The organism is Streptomyces sp. NPDC023481 (assembly GCF_055560195.1).
Window position 1 is genome coordinate 252,589 of sequence record NZ_JBVHJE010000004.1, and the last position, 17,253, is coordinate 269,841.

Sequence of the window (17,253 nt, forward strand, 5' to 3'; positions counted from 1 at the left end):
GCGTCGATGGGGACGTCGGTGTCAGGCGCGCGCGGCGGCGAGCGACTCGCGGGCCGCCGCGGCGACGTTCTCGGGGGTGAAGCCGAACTCGGCGAAGAGGGTCCCGGCGTCCGCGGAGGCGCCGAAGTGCTCCAGCGAGACGATGCGTCCCGCGTCGCCCACGAACCGGTACCAGGTCAGGCCGATCCCGGCCTCCACGGCGACCCGGGCCCGCACGGCCGGCGGCAGCACCCGCTCGCGGTAGGCGCGCGGCTGCTCCTCGAACCACTCCACGGACGGCATGGACACCACCCGGGTGCCGATCCCCTCGGTCTCCAGCCGCTCCCGCGCGGCCACGGCCAGGTGCACCTCGGAGCCCGTCGCGATGATGATCACCTCCGGGACCTCGGTCGAGGACTCGCACATCACGTAGCCGCCCTTGGCCGCGTCCTCGTTCGGCGCGTACACCGGCACGCCCTGGCGGGTGAGCGCGAGCCCGTGCGGGGCGGGGTGCGTGGCGTGCCTCTTCAGGATCTCGGCCCAGGCGATCGCGGTCTCGTTGGCGTCCGCCGGGCGGACGACGTTCAGACCGGGAATGGCGCGCAGCGAGGCCAGGTGCTCGACCGGCTGGTGGGTGGGGCCGTCCTCGCCGAGCCCGACGGAGTCGTGCGTCCACACGTACGTCACCGGCAGCTGCATCAGCGCCGACATACGGACGGCGTTGCGCATGTAGTCGGAGAACACCAGGAAGGTGCCGCCGTAGATCCGGGTGTTGCCGTGCAGGGCGATGCCGTTCATCTCCGCGGCCATGGAGAACTCGCGGATGCCGAAGTGCACGGTACGGCCGTACGGGTCGGCCTCCGGCAGTGCGTTGCCCTCGGGCAGGAAGGAGCTGGTCTTGTCGATGGTGGTGTTGTTCGATCCGGCGAGGTCGGCGGAGCCGCCCCACAGCTCGGGCAGGACCGGGCCGAGCGCCTGGAGCACCTTGCCGGAGGCGGCGCGGGTGGCGACCGGCTTGCCCTCCTCGAAGACGGGCAGGGCGTCCTCCCAGCCCTCGGGCAGCTCGCCCTTGCTCACGCGGTCGAACAGCTCGGCCCGCTCCGGCTGGGCGGCGCGCCACTCGGCGATCCGCTTGTCCCAGGCCGCGTGCGCCTCGGCGCCCCGGTCCAGGGCCCGCCGGGTGTGGTCCAGGACCTCGTCGGAGACCTCGAAGGTCCGCTCCGGGTCGAATCCGAGCAGGCGCTTGGTGGCGGCGATCTCCTCCTCGCCGAGCGCGGAGCCGTGGGAGGCCTCGGTGTCGCGGGCGTTCGGAGCGGGCCAGGCGATGATCGTGCGCATCGCGATGATCGACGGCCGCCCGGTCTCGGCCTGCGCCGCCCGCAGCGCCCGGTAGAGGGCGGGGGCGTCGACGTCACCGTCGGCGGTGGGCTCGACGCGCTGGACGTGCCAGCCGTAGGCCTCGTACCGCTTCAGCACGTCCTCGGAGAACGCGGTCGCGGTGTCGCCCTCGATGGAGATGTGGTTGTCGTCGTAGAGGAAGACCAGGTTGCCGAGCCTCTGGTGGCCGGCGAGGGAGGAGGCCTCGGCGGAGACGCCCTCCTCCAGGTCGCCGTCGGAGACGATCGCCCAGATGGTGTGGTCGAACGGGGAGGTGCCCGCGGGGGCGTCCGGGTCGAACAGGCCGCGCTCGTAGCGGGCGGCCATCGCCATGCCGACGGCGTTGGCGGCGCCCTGGCCGAGCGGGCCGGTGGTGGTCTCCACACCGGCGGTGTGCCCGTACTCGGGGTGGCCCGGCGTCTTGGAGCCGTGGGTGCGGAAGGCCTTCAGGTCGTCCAGCTCCAGCTCGTACCCGGCGAGGTACAGCTGCGTGTAGAGGGTCAGCGAGGTGTGGCCGGGGGAGAGGACGAACCGGTCACGGCCGGTCCACTCGGGGTCGGCCGGGTCGTGTCGCATCACCTTCTGAAAGATCGTGTACGCGGCAGGGGCCAGGGCCATCGCGGTGCCCGGGTGCCCGTTGCCCACCTTCTGCACCGCATCGGCCGCCAGAAGTCGGGCGGTGTCCACGGCACGCCGGTCGAGGTCGGTCCACTCGAAGCCGTCGGAAGTCTGCGTCGTCATCTTCAAGAAGTCCTCGTTCAGTGCGAAATGGCTGGCCGGACGCGTTCAAACTTAAAAGTCTGACTTTTTCGACGGAAGGTCGGGGTGTGTCAGCCTGTGGTGAATCTGGGACAGTGATCGCGCGACAGGGACGGCACGAAAAGGACATGACAGCCATAAGAGACGAAGCTGGGGCTGACGGGATCAGAACCTTCCCCTTCCCGGCCGAGCTGGCCGTCGGCGGCGTGGGCATGCAGATCGGCCCCATGGGCGCCGAACGCCGCTGGCACGCCGACGCCCCCCTGCACCGCGTCCACCGCATCGACTTCCACGTGGTCATGCTCTTCACCGACGGCCCCGTACGACACATGGTCGACTTCGCCGAGTACGAGGCCGACGCCGGCGACCTGCTCTGGATCCGCCCCGGACAGGTCCACCGGTTCTCCCGCGAATCCGTGTACCGCGGAACCGTGCTGACCATGCAGCCCGGCTTTCTGCCCCGCGCCACCGTCGAGGCCACCGGCCTGTACCGCTACGACCTGCCGCCGCTGCTGCACCCCGAACCCGCGCAGCTCGCCGCGCTCCGCTCGGCCCTCGACCAGCTGCGCCGCGAGTACGAGGACACCGCCACACTCCCGCTCAGCCTGCACACGGCCGTCCTGCGGCACACCCTGACCGCCTGTCTGCTGCGCCTCGCCCACCTCGCCGCCAGCTCGGCGAAGACCACCGACCGGCAGGCCGACAGCACCTTCACCCGCTTCCGGGACGCCGTCGAGCAGGACTTCGCCACCAACCACAGCGTCAGCGCCTACGCCGACGCCCTCGGCTACTCCCGCCGCACCCTGGTCCGCGCCGTCCGCGCGGCCACCGGCGAGACCCCGAAGGGCTTCATCGACAAACGCGTCGTCCTGGAGGCCAAACGCCTCCTCGCCCACACCGACCTGCCCATCGGCCGCGTCGGGGCGGCCGTCGGCTTCCCCGACGCGGCGAACTTCTCCAAGTTCTTCCACCTGCACACCGGGCAGACACCGGTGGCGTTCCGGGCCGAACTGCGCTGACGGAACCGCGTCAGACGGTCCCGGCCCGCCCCGGCGGCACGCCGGCCAGCCACGGCATCCGGTGGACGAGGGTGTCCCGCATCCGGGTCAGCGCCTCGATCCGCTCCTGGAGTTCGGCCACCCGGCGCGCGCCCACCTCGTAGTGACCCGCGCAGGACTCGGCGTACGCGAACACCTCCGGCAGGTCGTTGTCGAGGTACCGGACGAACGACACGAACACCGTGTCGCCGGGCCCCGGCCGGGCCACCTCCATGAGGCCGGCATAGGCGACGAGCCCGAAGCCGAAGCGCATCGACGGGCTCGCGTAGGCGTCCCGGTCGACCCGCCGGAACGCCTCCGCGCCGGCCACCGCGTACTCCCGCCAGCCGAACCGGCGCACCACCAGGTCGCCCGGGGACAGCGAGGGATGAGCGGAGAGGAGGACCTCGCCGACCGCGTCACCGTGCATCGGCGCGCCGATCTCGTAGCGGGACAGCGGCAGTCGGTCACCTTCCGACATCAGCAGCACCATGCCGGGGTCGAGGGAGAGGAACAGGTTGCGGGACGAGGACCTGGCCGGGCGCCGGATCCGGTACGGCCACCTCGGTGATCTCCATGTCGCCGGGGGCGGGGAGTCCGTGCGGGCGGGCGGCGAGGCGGGCCTGAAGTCCCCTGCGGGCGAAGCGCGGTGTGGTCGTCATGGCGGCGACGCCAGGGGTTGGCGTACACGTGAAGGTCAACCCCCGGGCGCCGCCGCCCCCTTCCGGGTCAGTGCCCGAAGTCGAACCAGTTCACGTTCACGAAGTCGGCCGGCTGGCCGCTGGTGAAGGTGAGGTACACGTCGTGCGTGCCGGTCACGGCGCCGATGTTGGCCGGCACCGTCCGCCAGGACTGCCAGCCCCCGGTGCCGGCCACCGAGAAGCTGCCGACGGGCGCGTTGCCGCGGCTGTCCAGGCGCACCTCGACCAGCCCGCTGACTCCGCCCGCCGCGCCGCTCGCCACCCGCGCGTAGAACTGCCTGGCCGCCGTGGACCCGAAGTCGACGCCCTTGTACAGCGCCCAGTCGCCGTTCGCGAGGGACCCGATGTCCTGGCCTCCGCCGGTGTCCGTGGTGGCCTCCGGGACGACGCCGGACTGGCCGTCGTAGGACTCGGCCTGGATGGCGCTGTAGGCGTCCCGGTTGCCGGTCGGCGGGGGAGGGGTGGTGCCGCCCGAGGACTGCAGGACCTGCACGTAGTCGACGGCCATCGGGTGGCCGGGCTCGGTGCCGCTGTCCGGGCCGCCGCCGAACGCGTCCGGGAAGCCGCCGCCCATGGCGACGTTGAGGATCAAAAAGTAGCCGTGGTTGGTGGCGTTCGCCCAGGTCGCCGCGTCGACCTGGTTCGCCCGCACCGTGTGGAAGTTGACGCCGTCGAGGTAGAAGCGGATCTCCTCGGGGCTGGTCGAGCGGTCCCACTCCATCGCGTAGGTGTGAAAGCCGGCCTGACAGGTGGCGCCGGTGCAGGCGGTGGAGTTGCCGATGCCGGAGGTCTCGTTGCACGGGCCGCCCGGGTTGGTGCCGCAGTGCATCGTGGCCCAGTCGGTGTTCAGACCCTGGACGTTCTCCATAATGTCCAGCTCGCCGATGCCCGGCCAGTTCCAGTAGTTGCCGCGGAACGGCGCGCCGAGCATCCAGAACGCCGGCCAGTAGCCCTTGGCGGCCGCGCCGGTGACGTTCGGCATCTGGATCCGGGCCTGCACCCGCAGCTTCCCGCCGGCCGGGGGCTGGAAGTCGGTGCGGTTGGTCTCGATCCGGCCGGAGGTCCAGTGGCCGGAGGCGTCGCGGCGCGGGGTGATGAGCAGGTTGCCGTTCCCGTCCAGGGCGACGTTGCCGGTGCTCGACGTCATCGTCTCGACCTCACCGGTGCCCCAGTTGGCGGCACCGCCCGGGTAGGAGGTCCCGGTGTCGTACTGCCAGTTGGCGGTGTTGACGCCGGAGCCCGCCGCGCCGTTGAAGTCGTCCACGAAGACCTGCGTCCAGCCGGAGGGCGGAGCCGGCGCGGAGGCGCTGGCGGGCGCGGAGGCGGCGGTGGCCACGGCCGCGGCCAGGCCGAGTGCGGCGGCGACGGCGACCAGCGCGCGTCGCAGCGGGCGGGGTCTGGGGATGCCGGAGGATGCGCTCATGGGGAGCCTCTCGGGTACGGGAAGGGTGCGGGGGGTGTGAGAGCGCTCCCATGTGGGGCTGAGAGCGCTCTCACGGTGCCGCCAATGTGCTCTCCGGGCTCGTGACCGTCAAGGCTTGAAACAAAGAAAGTCGTTGCGGTGTGGGGGAGTTCAGTGGGTGAAGCGGTCGGGGGTGGGGCGCTGACCGGCAGCCGCCGGCGCACCGTGGGCACCATGCTGGCGCTTCCCGCGCCGCGGAGGTCTGCTAGAAGGGTGCAGGCGTGACGAAAGGTGTGGGTGTGAAGCTGACGATTCTGGGTGGCGGAGGGTTCCGCGTGCCCCTGGTGTACGGCGCACTGCTGACCGACCGGGGCGAGGGGCGGGTCACCGACGTCGTTCTGCAGGATCCCGACGACCGTCGACTGCATGCGGTGTCCCGGGTGCTGGCGGAGCAGGCCGCAGGTGTCCCCGACGCCCCCACGGTGACCGCCACCACCGACCTGGACGACGCCCTGCGCGGCGCCGACTTCGTCTTCTCCGCGATCCGCGTCGGCGGTCTGGAGGGCCGGGCGGACGACGAACGCGTCGCGCTCGCGGAGGGCGTGCTGGGACAGGAGACCGTCGGCGCGGGCGGGATCGCCTACGGTCTGCGCACGGTGCCCGTCGCCGTCGAGATCGCCCGGCGCGTGGCCCGGCTCGCCCCGGACGCCTGGGTCATCAACTTCACCAACCCGGCCGGCCTGGTCACCGAGGCCATGTCCCGCCACCTCGGCGACCGCGTCATCGGCATCTGCGACTCACCGGTCGGCCTCGGACGTCGCATCGCCCGCGTCCTCGGCGCCGACCCGAAGGAGGCCTTCGTCGACTACGTCGGCCTCAACCACCTCGGCTGGGTGCGCGCCCTGCGGGTCGCCGGGCGGGACGAACTGCCGCGTCTGCTCGGCGATCCCGCGCTGCTCGGCTCCTTCGAGGAGGGCCGGCTGTTCGGCGCCGACTGGCTGCGCTCGCTCGGCGCGGTCCCCAACGAGTACCTGCACTACTACTACTTCAACCGGGAGACCGTCCGCGCCTACCAGGAGGCCGACCGGACCCGCGGTGCCTTCCTGCGCGAGCAGCAGGCCGGCTTCTACGAGGAGGCGGCCGACCCCGGTGTCCCGGCGTTGCGCGCCTGGAACCGTACCCGGGCCGAGCGCGAGGCGACGTACATGGCCGAGAACCGGGAGAGCGCCGGTGCGGGCGAGCGCGAGGCCGAGGACCTGTCCGGCGGGTACGAGCAGGTCGCCCTGGCCCTGATGCGGGCCATCGCCCGCGACGAGCGCGCCACCCTGATCCTCAACGTCCGCAACCGTTCGACCCTGTCGGTCCTCGACGCCGAAGCGGTCGTCGAGGTCCCGTGCCTGGTCGACGCGAGCGGCGCGCACCCGCTCGCCGTCGATCCGCTGCCCGGGCACGCCACCGGGCTGGTGTGCTCGGTCAAGGCCGTCGAGCGCGAGGTGCTCGCCGCGGCCGCGTCGGGTTCCCGGGCGACCGCCGTGAAGGCCTTCGCGCTGCATCCGCTCGTCGACTCGGTCACCGTGGCCCGCAGGCTGGTCGAGCGCTACACCGAGGTCCATCCGGGCCTGGCCTACCTGACGTAGGGCGCGGAGGGCCGCTCCGCCGAGCGGCCCTCCGCCGTACCCCCGTGTCCGCCGGCCGGTCGGCCGGTCGGCCGGTCAGCCGATGAAGCCGGCCGTGATCGAGGTGAACTGCCAGTTGTCCTGGCTGATCCCGGAGCAGTTCTCGGCGACGCCGCCGCCCGGGCAGGGGCGGTCGCGGTTGACCGACCAGAAGGCGAGCCGCGCGATGTGGTGCGTGTTCGCCCAGTCCCGGATCTGGGTCCAGATCGCGGGGGTCGTCGTCTCCTGCTGGTCGGACAGGCCGTTCATGCCGGAGATCCCGATGTGCGCGTAGGCGGTCGCGTCGTCCCAGCCGAAGGTGGACTTCAGCTTGTTCTTCAGCCCCTCCGCCGCGGCCACGGTGTTGCCGTACATGTCCGAGCCGCCGCCGAAGTCGAACGGCATGATGGTGAACACGTCGATGTTCGCCCCCAGCGACTGCGCCTGCTCGATGAGCCGGTTGCCGTAGTACGTCGGCCCGGTGGTGGACGTGCCGAAGGTGACGATGGTCTTCAGGCCGGGGTTGGCCGCCTTGACCGTCTTCAGCGCGGTGAGGATCCTCGCCTGGACCGCCTCGTTCTCGAACTCGTCGGTGTTCTCGATGTCGAAGTCGATCGCCTTCAGGCCGTAGGCGTCGACCACCTTCTGGATCGCCCCGGCGAGGGCGCTCGGGGAGGAGCAGTTGGCGCCGAGCTTGCTGCCCTGCCAGCCGCCGAACGAGGGGACGACGTCACCGCCGGCGGACCGGATCTGGTTGATCGCGGTCTGGTCCACGCCGCCGGTCAGCGCCCGGCTGCCGTCCCAGGCCGGGGTGCAGCCGCCGGAGTCCAGCACGAACGCCATGGTGAACCACTTGGCGCCGGTCGCGTTCATCACCGTCGTCGGGTTCGGCGGATCTCCCCAGCCCTCGTACAGGTAGGGCGCCGCCTGCTTGAAGGTGGTGCCGCCGCCGCTTCCCGCGTCGGTCGTCACGGTCACCGCGTTGGAGGCGGGCGAGGTGTTGCCGGCCGCGTCGCGCGCCTTCACGGTGAAGGTGTAACCCGTGCTGGGCGACAGCCCGCCGACCGTGGCGGACGTGCCGGAGACGCTCAGGAGCTGGTTGGCGCCGCTGTAGACGTCGTACGCCGTCACGCCCACGTTGTCCGTGGCCGCGTTCCACTTCAGGGACACGCTCGACGACGTCTTGCCGGTGGAGGTGAGGCCGCTCGGCGCGGTCGGTGCCTGGGTGTCCCCGCCGCCACCGCCGCCGCCCGGGCCGTCCAGGCTGATGTCGTCGGCGTAGTAGGTGCCCTGTCCGTACCAGCCGTGGACGTACAGGGTGGCGCTGGTCTGCGTGGCCCCGGTGGTGAAGCCGAGGCTCAGCTGCCCGTACGCCGACGGGGACGTGGTCCAGGTGGAGGGGCCGCCGTTGACGCCGAGGTACACGTAGCTGCCGCGCACCCAGCCGCTGAGGCTGTACGTCGTGTTCGGCTGTACGGCGACGGTCTGGCTGCACTGGGCGTTGTCGCTGGACGTCACCGCGCCCTGCAGCGCCTTGGCGCCACCGTGCACGGGGGAGGAGACGACCGAGCCGAGGTTTCCGGTGCAGGTCCAGGGGGAGAGGCCGCCCGACTCGAAGCCGGGGTTGGTGAGGATGTTCGCCGCCTGGGCGGTGCCGGGGAGGGCGACGGCCCCGCCGAGCGCGAGGGCGGCGGTTCCGAGCAGGGCGAGGAGCCGGCGTCTGGGACGCCCGAGTTTTTGGCGCACGCTATCTCCCTGTGGGGATGGGGTGTTCGGGAGTGCAGGGGAGTGCGGAACCTGGTGCGCCAACGAATTTGGTATGGACCAATCGGCCTGTCAAGGAGACGGACAGAATTGGTCCATACCGGTGAGGGCGGGACCGGTGAGGGCGGGTCCGCCGCAGCGGCCGGGCCTACAGCGGCAGGACCTCCCCCGCCGCGGCGGCCCGCACCGGCGCCGGTACGGCGGGCAGCAGGACCTCGGAGTCCACCCGCTGCCGCGGAAGCGCCGCGGGCGCCAGCGGGCGTGGCCCCGACACCACCGTGTAGTCCTGCCCGAGGAACGGCGGCTCGATCACCCCCGGGTCCTCGCCCAGCGCCAGCTGCACCGCCGCCCACGGCGCGTTCACCCCACAGAGGGAGAGCTGGTGCAGGCCTCCGGCGGGCCTCGTGTTGACGTCCAGCAGCACCGGCCGGTCGCCGAGCATCCGGAACTGGATGTTGGACAGGTGGTGCAGCCCGAAGCCCTCCGCGATCAGGCGGGCCGGCGCCAGCCACCGCTCGTCCAGGGTGAAGCCCCGGCGGCGGCCGTTCTTGGTGCGTCCCACGGCGAGCCGCACCAGGTTGTCCGGGCCGGTCAGGCAGTCGACGGACACCTCGGGCTGCTCCAGACGCGGCATGACCAGCCAGTCCACGGGTTCCTCGGCCCGCCGCAGTGCGTCGACGACCAGGTCCAGCTGCACGTAGGGGCCCGGGAAGCCGTTCAGGCAAGCCAGCGAGAAGGGCGTCCGGGTGATCATCCGGAAGCCGGTCCCGCCCGCGCCGGCGGCCGGCTTGAAGCAGGGCCGGTGCCCGGACGCCTCCAACTCCCGCACGGCCGCGACGAGCTCGTCCGCGGTCCGGACCCGGTACCACGGCGGAACCGCGATGCCCACCGAGCGCACCGCCTCGTACGCGGTCGCCTTGTCCTCGAAGACGGCGACCGCCTCCGGTGTCGGCGCCAGCAGGGCCGTACCGGCCGCCGCGAAGTCGGCGCGGTGCGCCACGATCGCGGCCTGGTGCAGCCGGGGCACGAACACGTCGATACCGCGCCGGGCGCACTGGTCGAGGGCGTACTCCACGTACGCGGCCGGGGACAGGCCCTCCGGCTCCAGGTCGGCGGTGTCGGCGGCGGCCAGCACGGGGGAGTCGGGGTCGCCGTGCGTCGCGTGGATCTCCACCGCGCGGTCGACGGGATTTCTCCGCAGCTGATCCATGAAGAACACGTTCTCCGCGTACGTGCGGTTGAGCCAGACGCGTACGCGAGAGAGCATGCAGGCCGCCTTTCGGGGGTGTGCGGGCAGGGCGGAGCGGCCCGTGCCCGGGCAGGAGGGAGGAAGGGTCACCAAACGGCCCCGTGGAAAGGGGGAGTTGGGGGCGTCGGTGTCGGGGCGATCATACGGCCTTCGCGGGCCGCCTCGTGCAACGCGTGGGTTACGGATTTCCGGGGCTCCGGCCCGCTCGGCGGCATCCGGCGCCGGCCCGGCGGGAAGCTGACACGCGGACAGGTTGCTCTTGTCCAGGGACCGGTCGATGTGTTCTTGTTGTGTCATCGGATGATCGGAAGGGGCGCGCGGGTGGAGTCGACGGCCGGGGCCGGACAGCTACTGGCCATCAGCGACCTGCACATCAGCTACCCGGACAACCGTGCCCTGGTCGAGGAGATGCGTCCGCACAGCGACGAGGACTGGCTGATCGTGGCCGGTGACGTCGCGGAGACCGTCGCCGACATCCGGTGGGCCCTCGGCACCCTCGCCGGCCGCTTCCGCAAGGTGCTGTGGGCACCCGGCAACCACGAGCTGTGGACCCATCCGAGCGACCCGGTCACCCTGCGTGGCGCCGCCCGCTACGACCACCTGGTCGAGGTGTGCCGGGAACTGGGCGTCGTCACACCCGAGGACCCCTACCCGGTGTGGCGCGGCCCCGGCGGCCCGGTCGCCGTCGCCCCCCTCTTCCTGCTGTACGACTACTCGTACCTCCCCGCCGGCAGCACCACCAAGGCGGAGGGCCTGGCCTACGCCGAGAGCACCGGCATCATCTGCAACGACGAGTTCCTGCTGCACCCCGACCCCTACCCGACCCGGGAGGACTGGTGCCGGGCCCGGGTCGCCGAGACCGAGCGCAGGCTCGCGGAGCTGCCCGCGGACCTGCCGACCGTGCTGGCCGGCCACTGGCCGCTGGACCGGCACCCCACCGAGGTGCTGTGGCACCCCGAGTTCGCCATGTGGTGCGGCACCACACTGACCGCCGACTGGCACCGCCGCTTCCGCGTCGCCACCATGGTCTACGGCCATCTGCACATCCCCCGCACCACCTGGCACGACGGAGTCCGCTTCCTTGAGGTCTCCGTCGGCTATCCCCGCGAGTGGCGCAAGCGCCCGGACCCGCCGGGAAGGCTGCGCCGTGTCCTGCCGATGGAGGTCGACGCAGGTGATCGAGGAGCTGCTCCCGGAGTCGGTCGTGGCCGTGGAGGCACGCGCTGACGACCCGCTGTGGGACGCCCCGCTGTACCCGGCGGAGGAAGCGCTCGTAGCCAACTCGGTGGCCAAGCGGCGGCGTGAGTTCGCCGCCGTCCGCGGCTGCGCCCGGCGTGCCATGGAGAAGCTCGGCGTGCGGCCGCAGCCGGTGCTCATCGGCGACCGCGGCGCCCCGCTCTGGCCGGACGGGCTGATCGGCAGCATGACCCACTGCGACCGCTACTGCGCCGCCGCCCTGGTCCGCGCCACCGACCTCGCCTCCCTCGGCATCGACGCCGAACCCCACGGGCCGCTCCCGGAGGGCATCGGCCCCACCGTCTTCCTGCCCGCCGAGGCCACGCGGCTCGACGGGCTGGCCGCGCGGTGGCCCGCCGTGCACTGGGACCGCCTCCTGTTCAGCGCCAAGGAGTCCGTCTACAAGGCATGGTTCCCCCTCACCCGTAAGTGGCTGGACTTCTCCGAGGCCGACATCACCGTCCGGCCGGACGCCGGCGGCGCACCGTACGGCACCCTGCGCGCCGTACTCCTCGTCCCCGGCCCCCTGATCGACGGCCGACGGCTCCAGGTCTTCGAGGGCCGGTGGACGGTACGGGAGGGCGTGGTGGCCACGTCCGTGGTCATACCGCACGCCGACGCGGCCGAGCCGACGCGGCCCTGACACCCGGCCCAGGCCGGCCGCCGCGCCGGTACGCACACCTCCTGCGGTGCCGGCCCGGGGCTCAGGCCGGTGGCGGGCACCACTCGCGCAGCAGCCGGAAGAACGCCTCCTCGTTGCCCGCCAGTCCCGCCCGGGCCAGCGCCTGCTCCGCCTCGGCGAGCACGGCGGGCGGGACGACGGTGGGCCGGTCCGTGTCCGGTGGCCCGTCGAAGGCGGCGCGCACCGTGTGCAGCAGCCGCAGGTAGGCCTGTACGGCGGTTCGCTCACGGTCGGTCAGTACGGCGGTGGGCATCGGTCGGCTCTCCCCGAGTAGGCGTCACGGTCACGCGCTCTGCGGCGCACTCCCCAGCTTGCCGCCCACCACTGACAACGCCGTCCGGTCCCGCGCCGGTTAGCCCGCTCAGCCGAGGCGGAACCGCCCGCCAACCGGCGTCCCGGCACAGGGGAAACGGTTCACCGTCGGCGTCGTACCCGCGGGGAGGACTGCAGAGGGAGGACTGCAGTGGGAGGACCCGGAGGGACGGCGCAGGGATGGCGGAGGGGCGGCGCCGCTGCGGCGCACGGAATCGCGGCCCGCGGCCTTGAACGGCCGGCCCCGTCGCCGTACCGGACCGGCCGCGCCGGCCGAGTTGCCGCTGCCGTACCGCCCCGCTCAGCCGCGCCGACCGGGTCGCCGTACCGCATCCGCCGGCCGCGTCCGCCCGGTCGCCGTGCCGCCCGTCAGCCGTGCTGGCCCGGATAGCCCAGCGACGCCTCGATGCGGCCCGCCACGCCGTCCCGCTGCACCGGCACCCGCAGGGCAGAACCCGCCAGCCACGTCCGGCACTTGCTCGCCAGGAGCAGCCCGAAGGTCTCGGCGTCGCGTTCCTCGGCGAGGTCGAACCGGGTCCGGGCCGCGACCCGTTGCACCGCCGCCCGCAGCGCCTCCTGGTCGGTGTCGTCGCCCAGCAGCCGCGTCGCCGCGCCGACCCCCTCCACATGGAACCCGCAGTGGTCGGCCTGCATGTGCCACAGCTCATGGCCCAGGATCACCAACTGGTGGTCGGGGGCGGTGCGTTCCTCCACCACCACGACGTCCCGGTCGGCCAGGTCCAGCCACAGCCCGCTGGCCGTGCCGGGCGGGAAGGCGGCCGTACGGAAGTGCACCGGACGGCCGCGGCGGCGGCTCATCGCCTCGCACAGCGCCCGGTACAACTCCTCCGGCGGCGCGGGCGCCGGCAGCGTCAGCCCGCCCACCAGCTCGTTGCACAGCCGGCGCAAGTCCCTGCCGATGCCCACGGTCCTCCCCCGGCTCACGACTCGGGCCGCTTGACGCTCTCCAGGAGCATGTCGAGCCACTCGGCGACCTTGTCCCGGTGCTGGTCGGTGGGCAACTGCGCGGCCCGCCAGGCGATTCCGCGTACGCCGTGGTCCTGCAGCAGCCGCTCCAGGGGATCCTCCGCGGTCTCGGCTGCGGCCCGCTCCCGGTCCGCGAGTTTCTGCAGCAGTTCCTGCTCGGTGCGCTGCAGGGCGCCCGCCAGCGCCTCGGGGTCCTCCGCCGTGAGGAAACCGGCGTGCACCCGGAAGAAGCGCTGCAACGCGTCGCAGTGCTCCATGGTGGGCCGCCGGTCGCCGTTGATGAGGGCGCCTGCCTGCTGCCGGGACATGCCCGCGCCGTCGGCGATCTCCTGCTGGGTGTACCGGCGTCCGCCCGGCTTCAGCCGGGTACGGCGCAGCAGGTCCAGGCGCTGCAGGAAGCGGGCCTGGACATCCGGCTCGCCCGCGGGCCGGCCGCTCAGCAGGGCCCGGACCACCGGCTCCGGCACCCCGCAGGCGGTGGAGAGCCGCCCGACGTCGAAGACCTCGGCGTGCGGCACCCCGAGGCGGTCGGCGAGCGCGGTGACGCGGGCGACGACGGCCGGCAGCTGGGCGGTCGCCGAGGCGCCCGGATCCTCGTAGCCATCCGTCACCGACAGAACTCCTACGTCTCTAGAGGGCTTCAGATGCGTCCGTGCTTCTCACGAGCGGTCGCCGTGAACTTCCCGGAGAGTAGCCGGTGTCTCGAACTCACATCCAGGTGTCGCCACAACTGTGGCGAATTTCAGCCGTCAACCGGCATGAAATGCCACGATAGTTGACACGGCTCTCGCCTGGGCAGCAGGATCGCATCGCCGCGAGAAAGGCCGCAGAGGCAAGAGGGGTGACCTCCCGATGGCACATCAGGCAGGAGGGCAGCGGCCGGCACCGCGGCCCGTCCCCGAGAGCTGCGAGACCCAGGCCTACCTTCAGGACTACGGAGCACTGCTGGAGTACCTGTCCTGCCCGTCGCTGGTCGTGGACCGCCACTGGAACGTGGTCATGGCCAACAGCGCGTTCGAGACACTTTTCCGGGGCGTGCGCCCCCATCCGACGGCCATGCCGGGGGAGAACTTCCTCCGCTTCGTGCTGTTCCACCCCGACGCGGGCGAGGTTCTCGGCGAGCACGAGCCCGGCTGGTGCCTGCCCATGCTGGCCCAGGTCCGCTCCGCCCTGGAGACGCACGGTCACGACCACGAACTCCAGGCGGTGCGCCGGGAGATCGCCCAGGACCCGATCATGGAGGCTGCCTACCGGCAGGGCCTGCCGCACTGGATCCGGGCCGTCGGCGAGGCCGGGGCCCGCCTCGACGGCGCGGTACGCCTGCTGCACCACCCGGACCCGCGCCGCGGGCGCACCGAGTGCCGCATCGTCGAGGAGGCGTCGCAGCCGCTGCTGGAACTCGGCTACCGGCGCCTGACGATGATCCTGCGCGACCCCCGCCGGGCCGTCGCGCCGGTCCGGCGGGCGCGCCGGCCGCGCGGCACCGCCTCCCACCTGACCGTCGTCCCGTCCCCCGGGAACTGACCCGGCACCGTCGGCGTTCAGGTCGCCGACGGCGCCGGGTCGGTTCACTCCCGACCCCACCCCGTTACGCAAGTCGCTTGCGCTGCTTGCGCTAGCCTTGCGGTCATGACGCGACGACTTGCGGAAGTGGCGAAGAAGGTCGGGGTCAGCGAGGCCACGGTCAGCCGGGTACTCAACGGCAAGCCCGGAGTCTCCGACGCCACCCGGCAGGCGGTACTCACCGCTCTCGACGTCCTCGGCTACGAGCGCCCCACCCAGCTGCGCGGCGAACGCGCCCGGCTCGTCGGCCTCGTCCTGCCCGAGCTGCAGAACCCCATCTTCCCGGCGTTCGCCGAGGTCATCGGCGGCGCCCTCGCCCAGCTGGGACTCACCCCGGTGCTGTGCACGCAGACCAAGGGCGGGGTCTCCGAGGCGGACTACGTCGAACTGCTCCTCCAGCAGCAGGTCTCCGGCGTCGTGTTCGCCGGCGGCCTGTACGCCCAGGCCGACGCCCCGCACGACCACTACCGGCTGCTGGCCGAGCGCAACATCCCCGTCGTGCTCGTCAACGCGGCCATCGACGACCTCGGCTTCCCGGGCGTGTCCTGCGACGACGCCGTAGCCGTCGAGCAGGCCTGGCGGCACCTGGCCTCCCTCGGCCACGAACGCATCGGCCTGGTCCTCGGCCCCCGGGACCACGTCCCCTCGGCCCGCAAACTGGCCGCGGCCCGGGCGATCGCCGGCGATCTGCCGGAGGAGGCCGTCGCGCGGGCCATCTTCTCCCTGGAGGGCGGGCACGCCGCCGCCTCCCGGCTGATCGACCGGGGGATCACCGGCATCATCTGCGCCTCCGACCCGCTGGCGCTCGGCGCCGTCCGGGCCGCCCGGCGCAAGGGGTACGACGTCCCGGGCCGGGTCTCCGTCGTCGGCTACGACGACTCGGCGTTCATGAACTGCACCGAGCCCCCGCTGACCACCGTGCGCCAGCCCATCGAGGCCATGGGGCGCGCGGCCGTGGAACTGCTGAACGCCCGCATCGGCGGCACCGCCGTACCCGCCGAGGAGCTGCTGTTCGAGCCGGAACTGGTGGTACGCGGCTCCACCGCGCAAGCCCCGCGCGACTGATCCCCCAACAGATCCGGTCTGCTGTCGAATAATTACAGATTACGCGCGACATCTTGCGGACCGATGTCGGCGGTGCTTGAGTGTGCGGCGCCCACCGCTCCTGCCATGAGTGCCATGAGGGGTCCACCGATGACAAGCACCGGGTTCCGCCGTACCGTCGTCGCGATCGGCGTCTGTTCCTCCCTCGCCCTCGCCGCCACCGCCTGCGGCTCGGGCGACGGTCGCACGGCGGGCGGCAAGACCCGCATCACCGTCAACTGCGAGCCGCCCAGGAGCGCCAAGACCGACCGCCGCTTCTTCGAGGAGGACGTCGCCGCCTTCGAGGAGGACCATCCGGACATCGACGTCGTCACCCACGACGCCTTCCCCTGCCAGGACCCGAAGACCTTCGACGCCAAACTCGCCGGCGGCCAGATGGAGGACGTGTTCTACACGTACTTCACCGACGCCCGGCACGTGGTCGACGTCCACCAGGCCGCCGATCTCACCCCGTACCTCGGGGAACTGAAGAGCTACGACAGCATCCAGAAGCAGCTGCGGGACATCTACACCGTGGACGGGAAGGTGTACGGGATACCGCGTACGGCATACTCCATGGGACTGGTCTACAACCGGGCCCTGTTCCGCAAGGCCGGCCTGGATCCCGACAAGCCCCCGGCGACCTGGGACGAGGTCCGCGCCGCCGCCAAGCGGATCGCCGCCCTCGGCGACGGCACCGTCGGCTACGCCGACTACAGCGCCCAGAACCAGGGCGGCTGGCACTTCACCGCCGAGCTGTACTCCCAGGGTGGCGACGTCGTCAGCCACGACGGCACCAGGGCCACCATCGACACCCCCGAGGGCCGGGCCGTCCTGCGGAACCTGCACGACATGCGGTGGACCGACGACTCGATGGGCAGCAAGCAGCTCCTCGTCATCAACGACGTGCAGCAGATGATGGGTTCGGGCAAGCTCGGCATGTACCTCGCCGCCCCCGACAACATCCCGATCCTCGTCAAGGAGAAGGGCGGCAGCTACCAGGACCTCGCCCTCGCCCCCATGCCCGGCGGCAAGGGCACCCTCATCGGCGGCGACGGCTACATGGTCAACAAGAAGGACACGCCCGCCCAGATCCGCGCCGCCCTGAAGTGGCTCGACCACATGTTCCTCACCCCGGGCAAGGGCTTCCTCGGCGACTACGCGCGCGCCAGGAAGAACGACGCCCCCGTCGGCCTGCCCGAGCCACGCCTGTTCACCGGCGCCGCCGACGCCACCGACCAGCGGGTCAAGAAGGCCAACGCCAACGTCCCGGTCCGCAACTACCAGGCCTTCCTCGACGGCAACCGCAAGCTCAGGCTGAAGACGGAACCGCCGCACGCCCAGCAGATCTACTCCGTCCTCGACGCCACCGTCTCCGCCGTCCTCACCCGCAAGGACGCCGACATCGACCAGCTCCTCAAGGACGCGTCCGCCAAGATCGACAGCATTCTGGCCCGGGGCTGACCG

At 72.2% G+C, this 17,253-nt stretch carries 15 protein-coding genes; 7 read left to right on the forward strand and 8 right to left on the reverse strand.

Annotated features, from left to right (window positions below; translation table 11 throughout):
- Nucleotides 1-21: 21 nt before the first annotated feature.
- Entirely contained in the window at nucleotides 22-2,097 is a 2,076-nt protein-coding gene (tkt, locus tag ACZ3ZD_RS11290; RefSeq protein ID WP_467395517.1) for a transketolase, read from the reverse strand.
- Between the two features lie 146 nt (nucleotides 2,098-2,243).
- Between tkt and ACZ3ZD_RS11295 the strand changes: the two genes are divergently transcribed.
- Nucleotides 2,244-3,134, forward strand: a complete 891-nt coding sequence (locus ACZ3ZD_RS11295) for a helix-turn-helix domain-containing protein (protein ID WP_467395518.1) — start codon at nucleotides 2,244-2,246, stop codon at nucleotides 3,132-3,134.
- Between the two features lie 10 nt (nucleotides 3,135-3,144).
- Here the strand turns inward: ACZ3ZD_RS11295 and ACZ3ZD_RS11300 are convergent, their stop codons facing one another.
- Together ACZ3ZD_RS11300 and ACZ3ZD_RS11305 are read right to left on the reverse strand one after the other, a co-directional pair.
- Nucleotides 3,145-3,633 (reverse strand): hypothetical protein, encoded by a 489-nt coding sequence (locus tag ACZ3ZD_RS11300; RefSeq protein ID WP_467395519.1) that lies wholly within the window; start codon nucleotides 3,631-3,633, stop codon nucleotides 3,145-3,147.
- 248 nt (nucleotides 3,634-3,881) lie between these two features.
- Nucleotides 3,882-5,276, reverse strand: a complete 1,395-nt coding sequence (locus ACZ3ZD_RS11305) for a glycoside hydrolase family 16 protein (protein ID WP_467395520.1) — start codon at nucleotides 5,274-5,276, stop codon at nucleotides 3,882-3,884.
- Between the two features lie 278 nt (nucleotides 5,277-5,554).
- On the opposite strand from ACZ3ZD_RS11305, the gene ACZ3ZD_RS11310 reads away from it, so the two are divergent.
- A complete protein-coding gene (locus tag ACZ3ZD_RS11310) occupies nucleotides 5,555-6,892 on the forward strand; it encodes a 6-phospho-beta-glucosidase (RefSeq protein ID WP_467395521.1) in 1,338 nt (445 codons plus the stop codon).
- Between the two features lie 75 nt (nucleotides 6,893-6,967).
- Here the strand turns inward: ACZ3ZD_RS11310 and ACZ3ZD_RS11315 are convergent, their stop codons facing one another.
- Together ACZ3ZD_RS11315 and ACZ3ZD_RS11320 are read right to left on the reverse strand one after the other, a co-directional pair.
- Complete coding sequence (locus tag ACZ3ZD_RS11315) at nucleotides 6,968-8,656, reverse strand: carbohydrate binding domain-containing protein (RefSeq protein ID WP_467395522.1); 1,689 nt, start codon at nucleotides 8,654-8,656, stop codon at nucleotides 6,968-6,970.
- Between the two features lie 166 nt (nucleotides 8,657-8,822).
- Nucleotides 8,823-9,941: an ATP-grasp domain-containing protein gene (locus ACZ3ZD_RS11320; RefSeq protein WP_467395523.1), complete on the reverse strand. Its 1,119-nt coding sequence runs from the start codon at nucleotides 9,939-9,941 to the stop codon at nucleotides 8,823-8,825.
- A gap of 303 nt (nucleotides 9,942-10,244) precedes the next feature.
- Here ACZ3ZD_RS11320 and ACZ3ZD_RS11325 point away from each other — a divergent pair, with 303 nt between their 5' ends.
- Together ACZ3ZD_RS11325 and ACZ3ZD_RS11330 are read left to right on the forward strand one after the other, a co-directional pair.
- Complete coding sequence (locus tag ACZ3ZD_RS11325) at nucleotides 10,245-11,150, forward strand: metallophosphoesterase family protein (RefSeq protein ID WP_467395815.1); 906 nt, start codon at nucleotides 10,245-10,247, stop codon at nucleotides 11,148-11,150.
- Entirely contained in the window at nucleotides 11,098-11,802 is a 705-nt protein-coding gene (locus ACZ3ZD_RS11330) for a 4'-phosphopantetheinyl transferase family protein (RefSeq protein WP_467395524.1), read from the forward strand. The genes ACZ3ZD_RS11325 and ACZ3ZD_RS11330 overlap by 53 nt, the downstream gene beginning before the upstream one ends.
- Before the next feature lie 61 nt (nucleotides 11,803-11,863).
- Here the strand turns inward: ACZ3ZD_RS11330 and ACZ3ZD_RS11335 are convergent, their stop codons facing one another.
- The 3 genes from ACZ3ZD_RS11335 to ACZ3ZD_RS11345 form a co-directional block, all read right to left on the reverse strand.
- On the reverse strand, nucleotides 11,864-12,094 hold the full coding sequence (locus ACZ3ZD_RS11335; protein WP_467395525.1) for a hypothetical protein: 231 nt from the start codon (nucleotides 12,092-12,094) through the stop codon (nucleotides 11,864-11,866).
- A gap of 428 nt (nucleotides 12,095-12,522) precedes the next feature.
- Nucleotides 12,523-13,080 (reverse strand): toxin-antitoxin system, toxin component, encoded by a 558-nt coding sequence (locus tag ACZ3ZD_RS11340; RefSeq protein ID WP_467395526.1) that lies wholly within the window; start codon nucleotides 13,078-13,080, stop codon nucleotides 12,523-12,525.
- A gap of 14 nt (nucleotides 13,081-13,094) precedes the next feature.
- A complete protein-coding gene (locus ACZ3ZD_RS11345; RefSeq protein ID WP_358637012.1) occupies nucleotides 13,095-13,751 on the reverse strand; it encodes a helix-turn-helix domain-containing protein in 657 nt (218 codons plus the stop codon).
- 241 nt (nucleotides 13,752-13,992) lie between these two features.
- On the opposite strand from ACZ3ZD_RS11345, the gene ACZ3ZD_RS11350 reads away from it, so the two are divergent.
- From ACZ3ZD_RS11350 to ACZ3ZD_RS11360, 3 genes are all read left to right on the forward strand, one after another.
- Nucleotides 13,993-14,664, forward strand: a complete 672-nt coding sequence (locus tag ACZ3ZD_RS11350; protein ID WP_467395527.1) for an MmyB family transcriptional regulator — start codon at nucleotides 13,993-13,995, stop codon at nucleotides 14,662-14,664.
- A 105-nt stretch (nucleotides 14,665-14,769) separates the two neighbouring features.
- Nucleotides 14,770-15,768, forward strand: coding sequence for a LacI family DNA-binding transcriptional regulator (locus tag ACZ3ZD_RS11355; protein WP_467395528.1), 999 nt, complete (start codon nucleotides 14,770-14,772; stop codon nucleotides 15,766-15,768).
- A 129-nt stretch (nucleotides 15,769-15,897) separates the two neighbouring features.
- Complete coding sequence (locus ACZ3ZD_RS11360) at nucleotides 15,898-17,250, forward strand: ABC transporter substrate-binding protein (protein WP_467395529.1); 1,353 nt, start codon at nucleotides 15,898-15,900, stop codon at nucleotides 17,248-17,250.
- Nucleotides 17,251-17,253 lie beyond the last annotated feature (3 nt).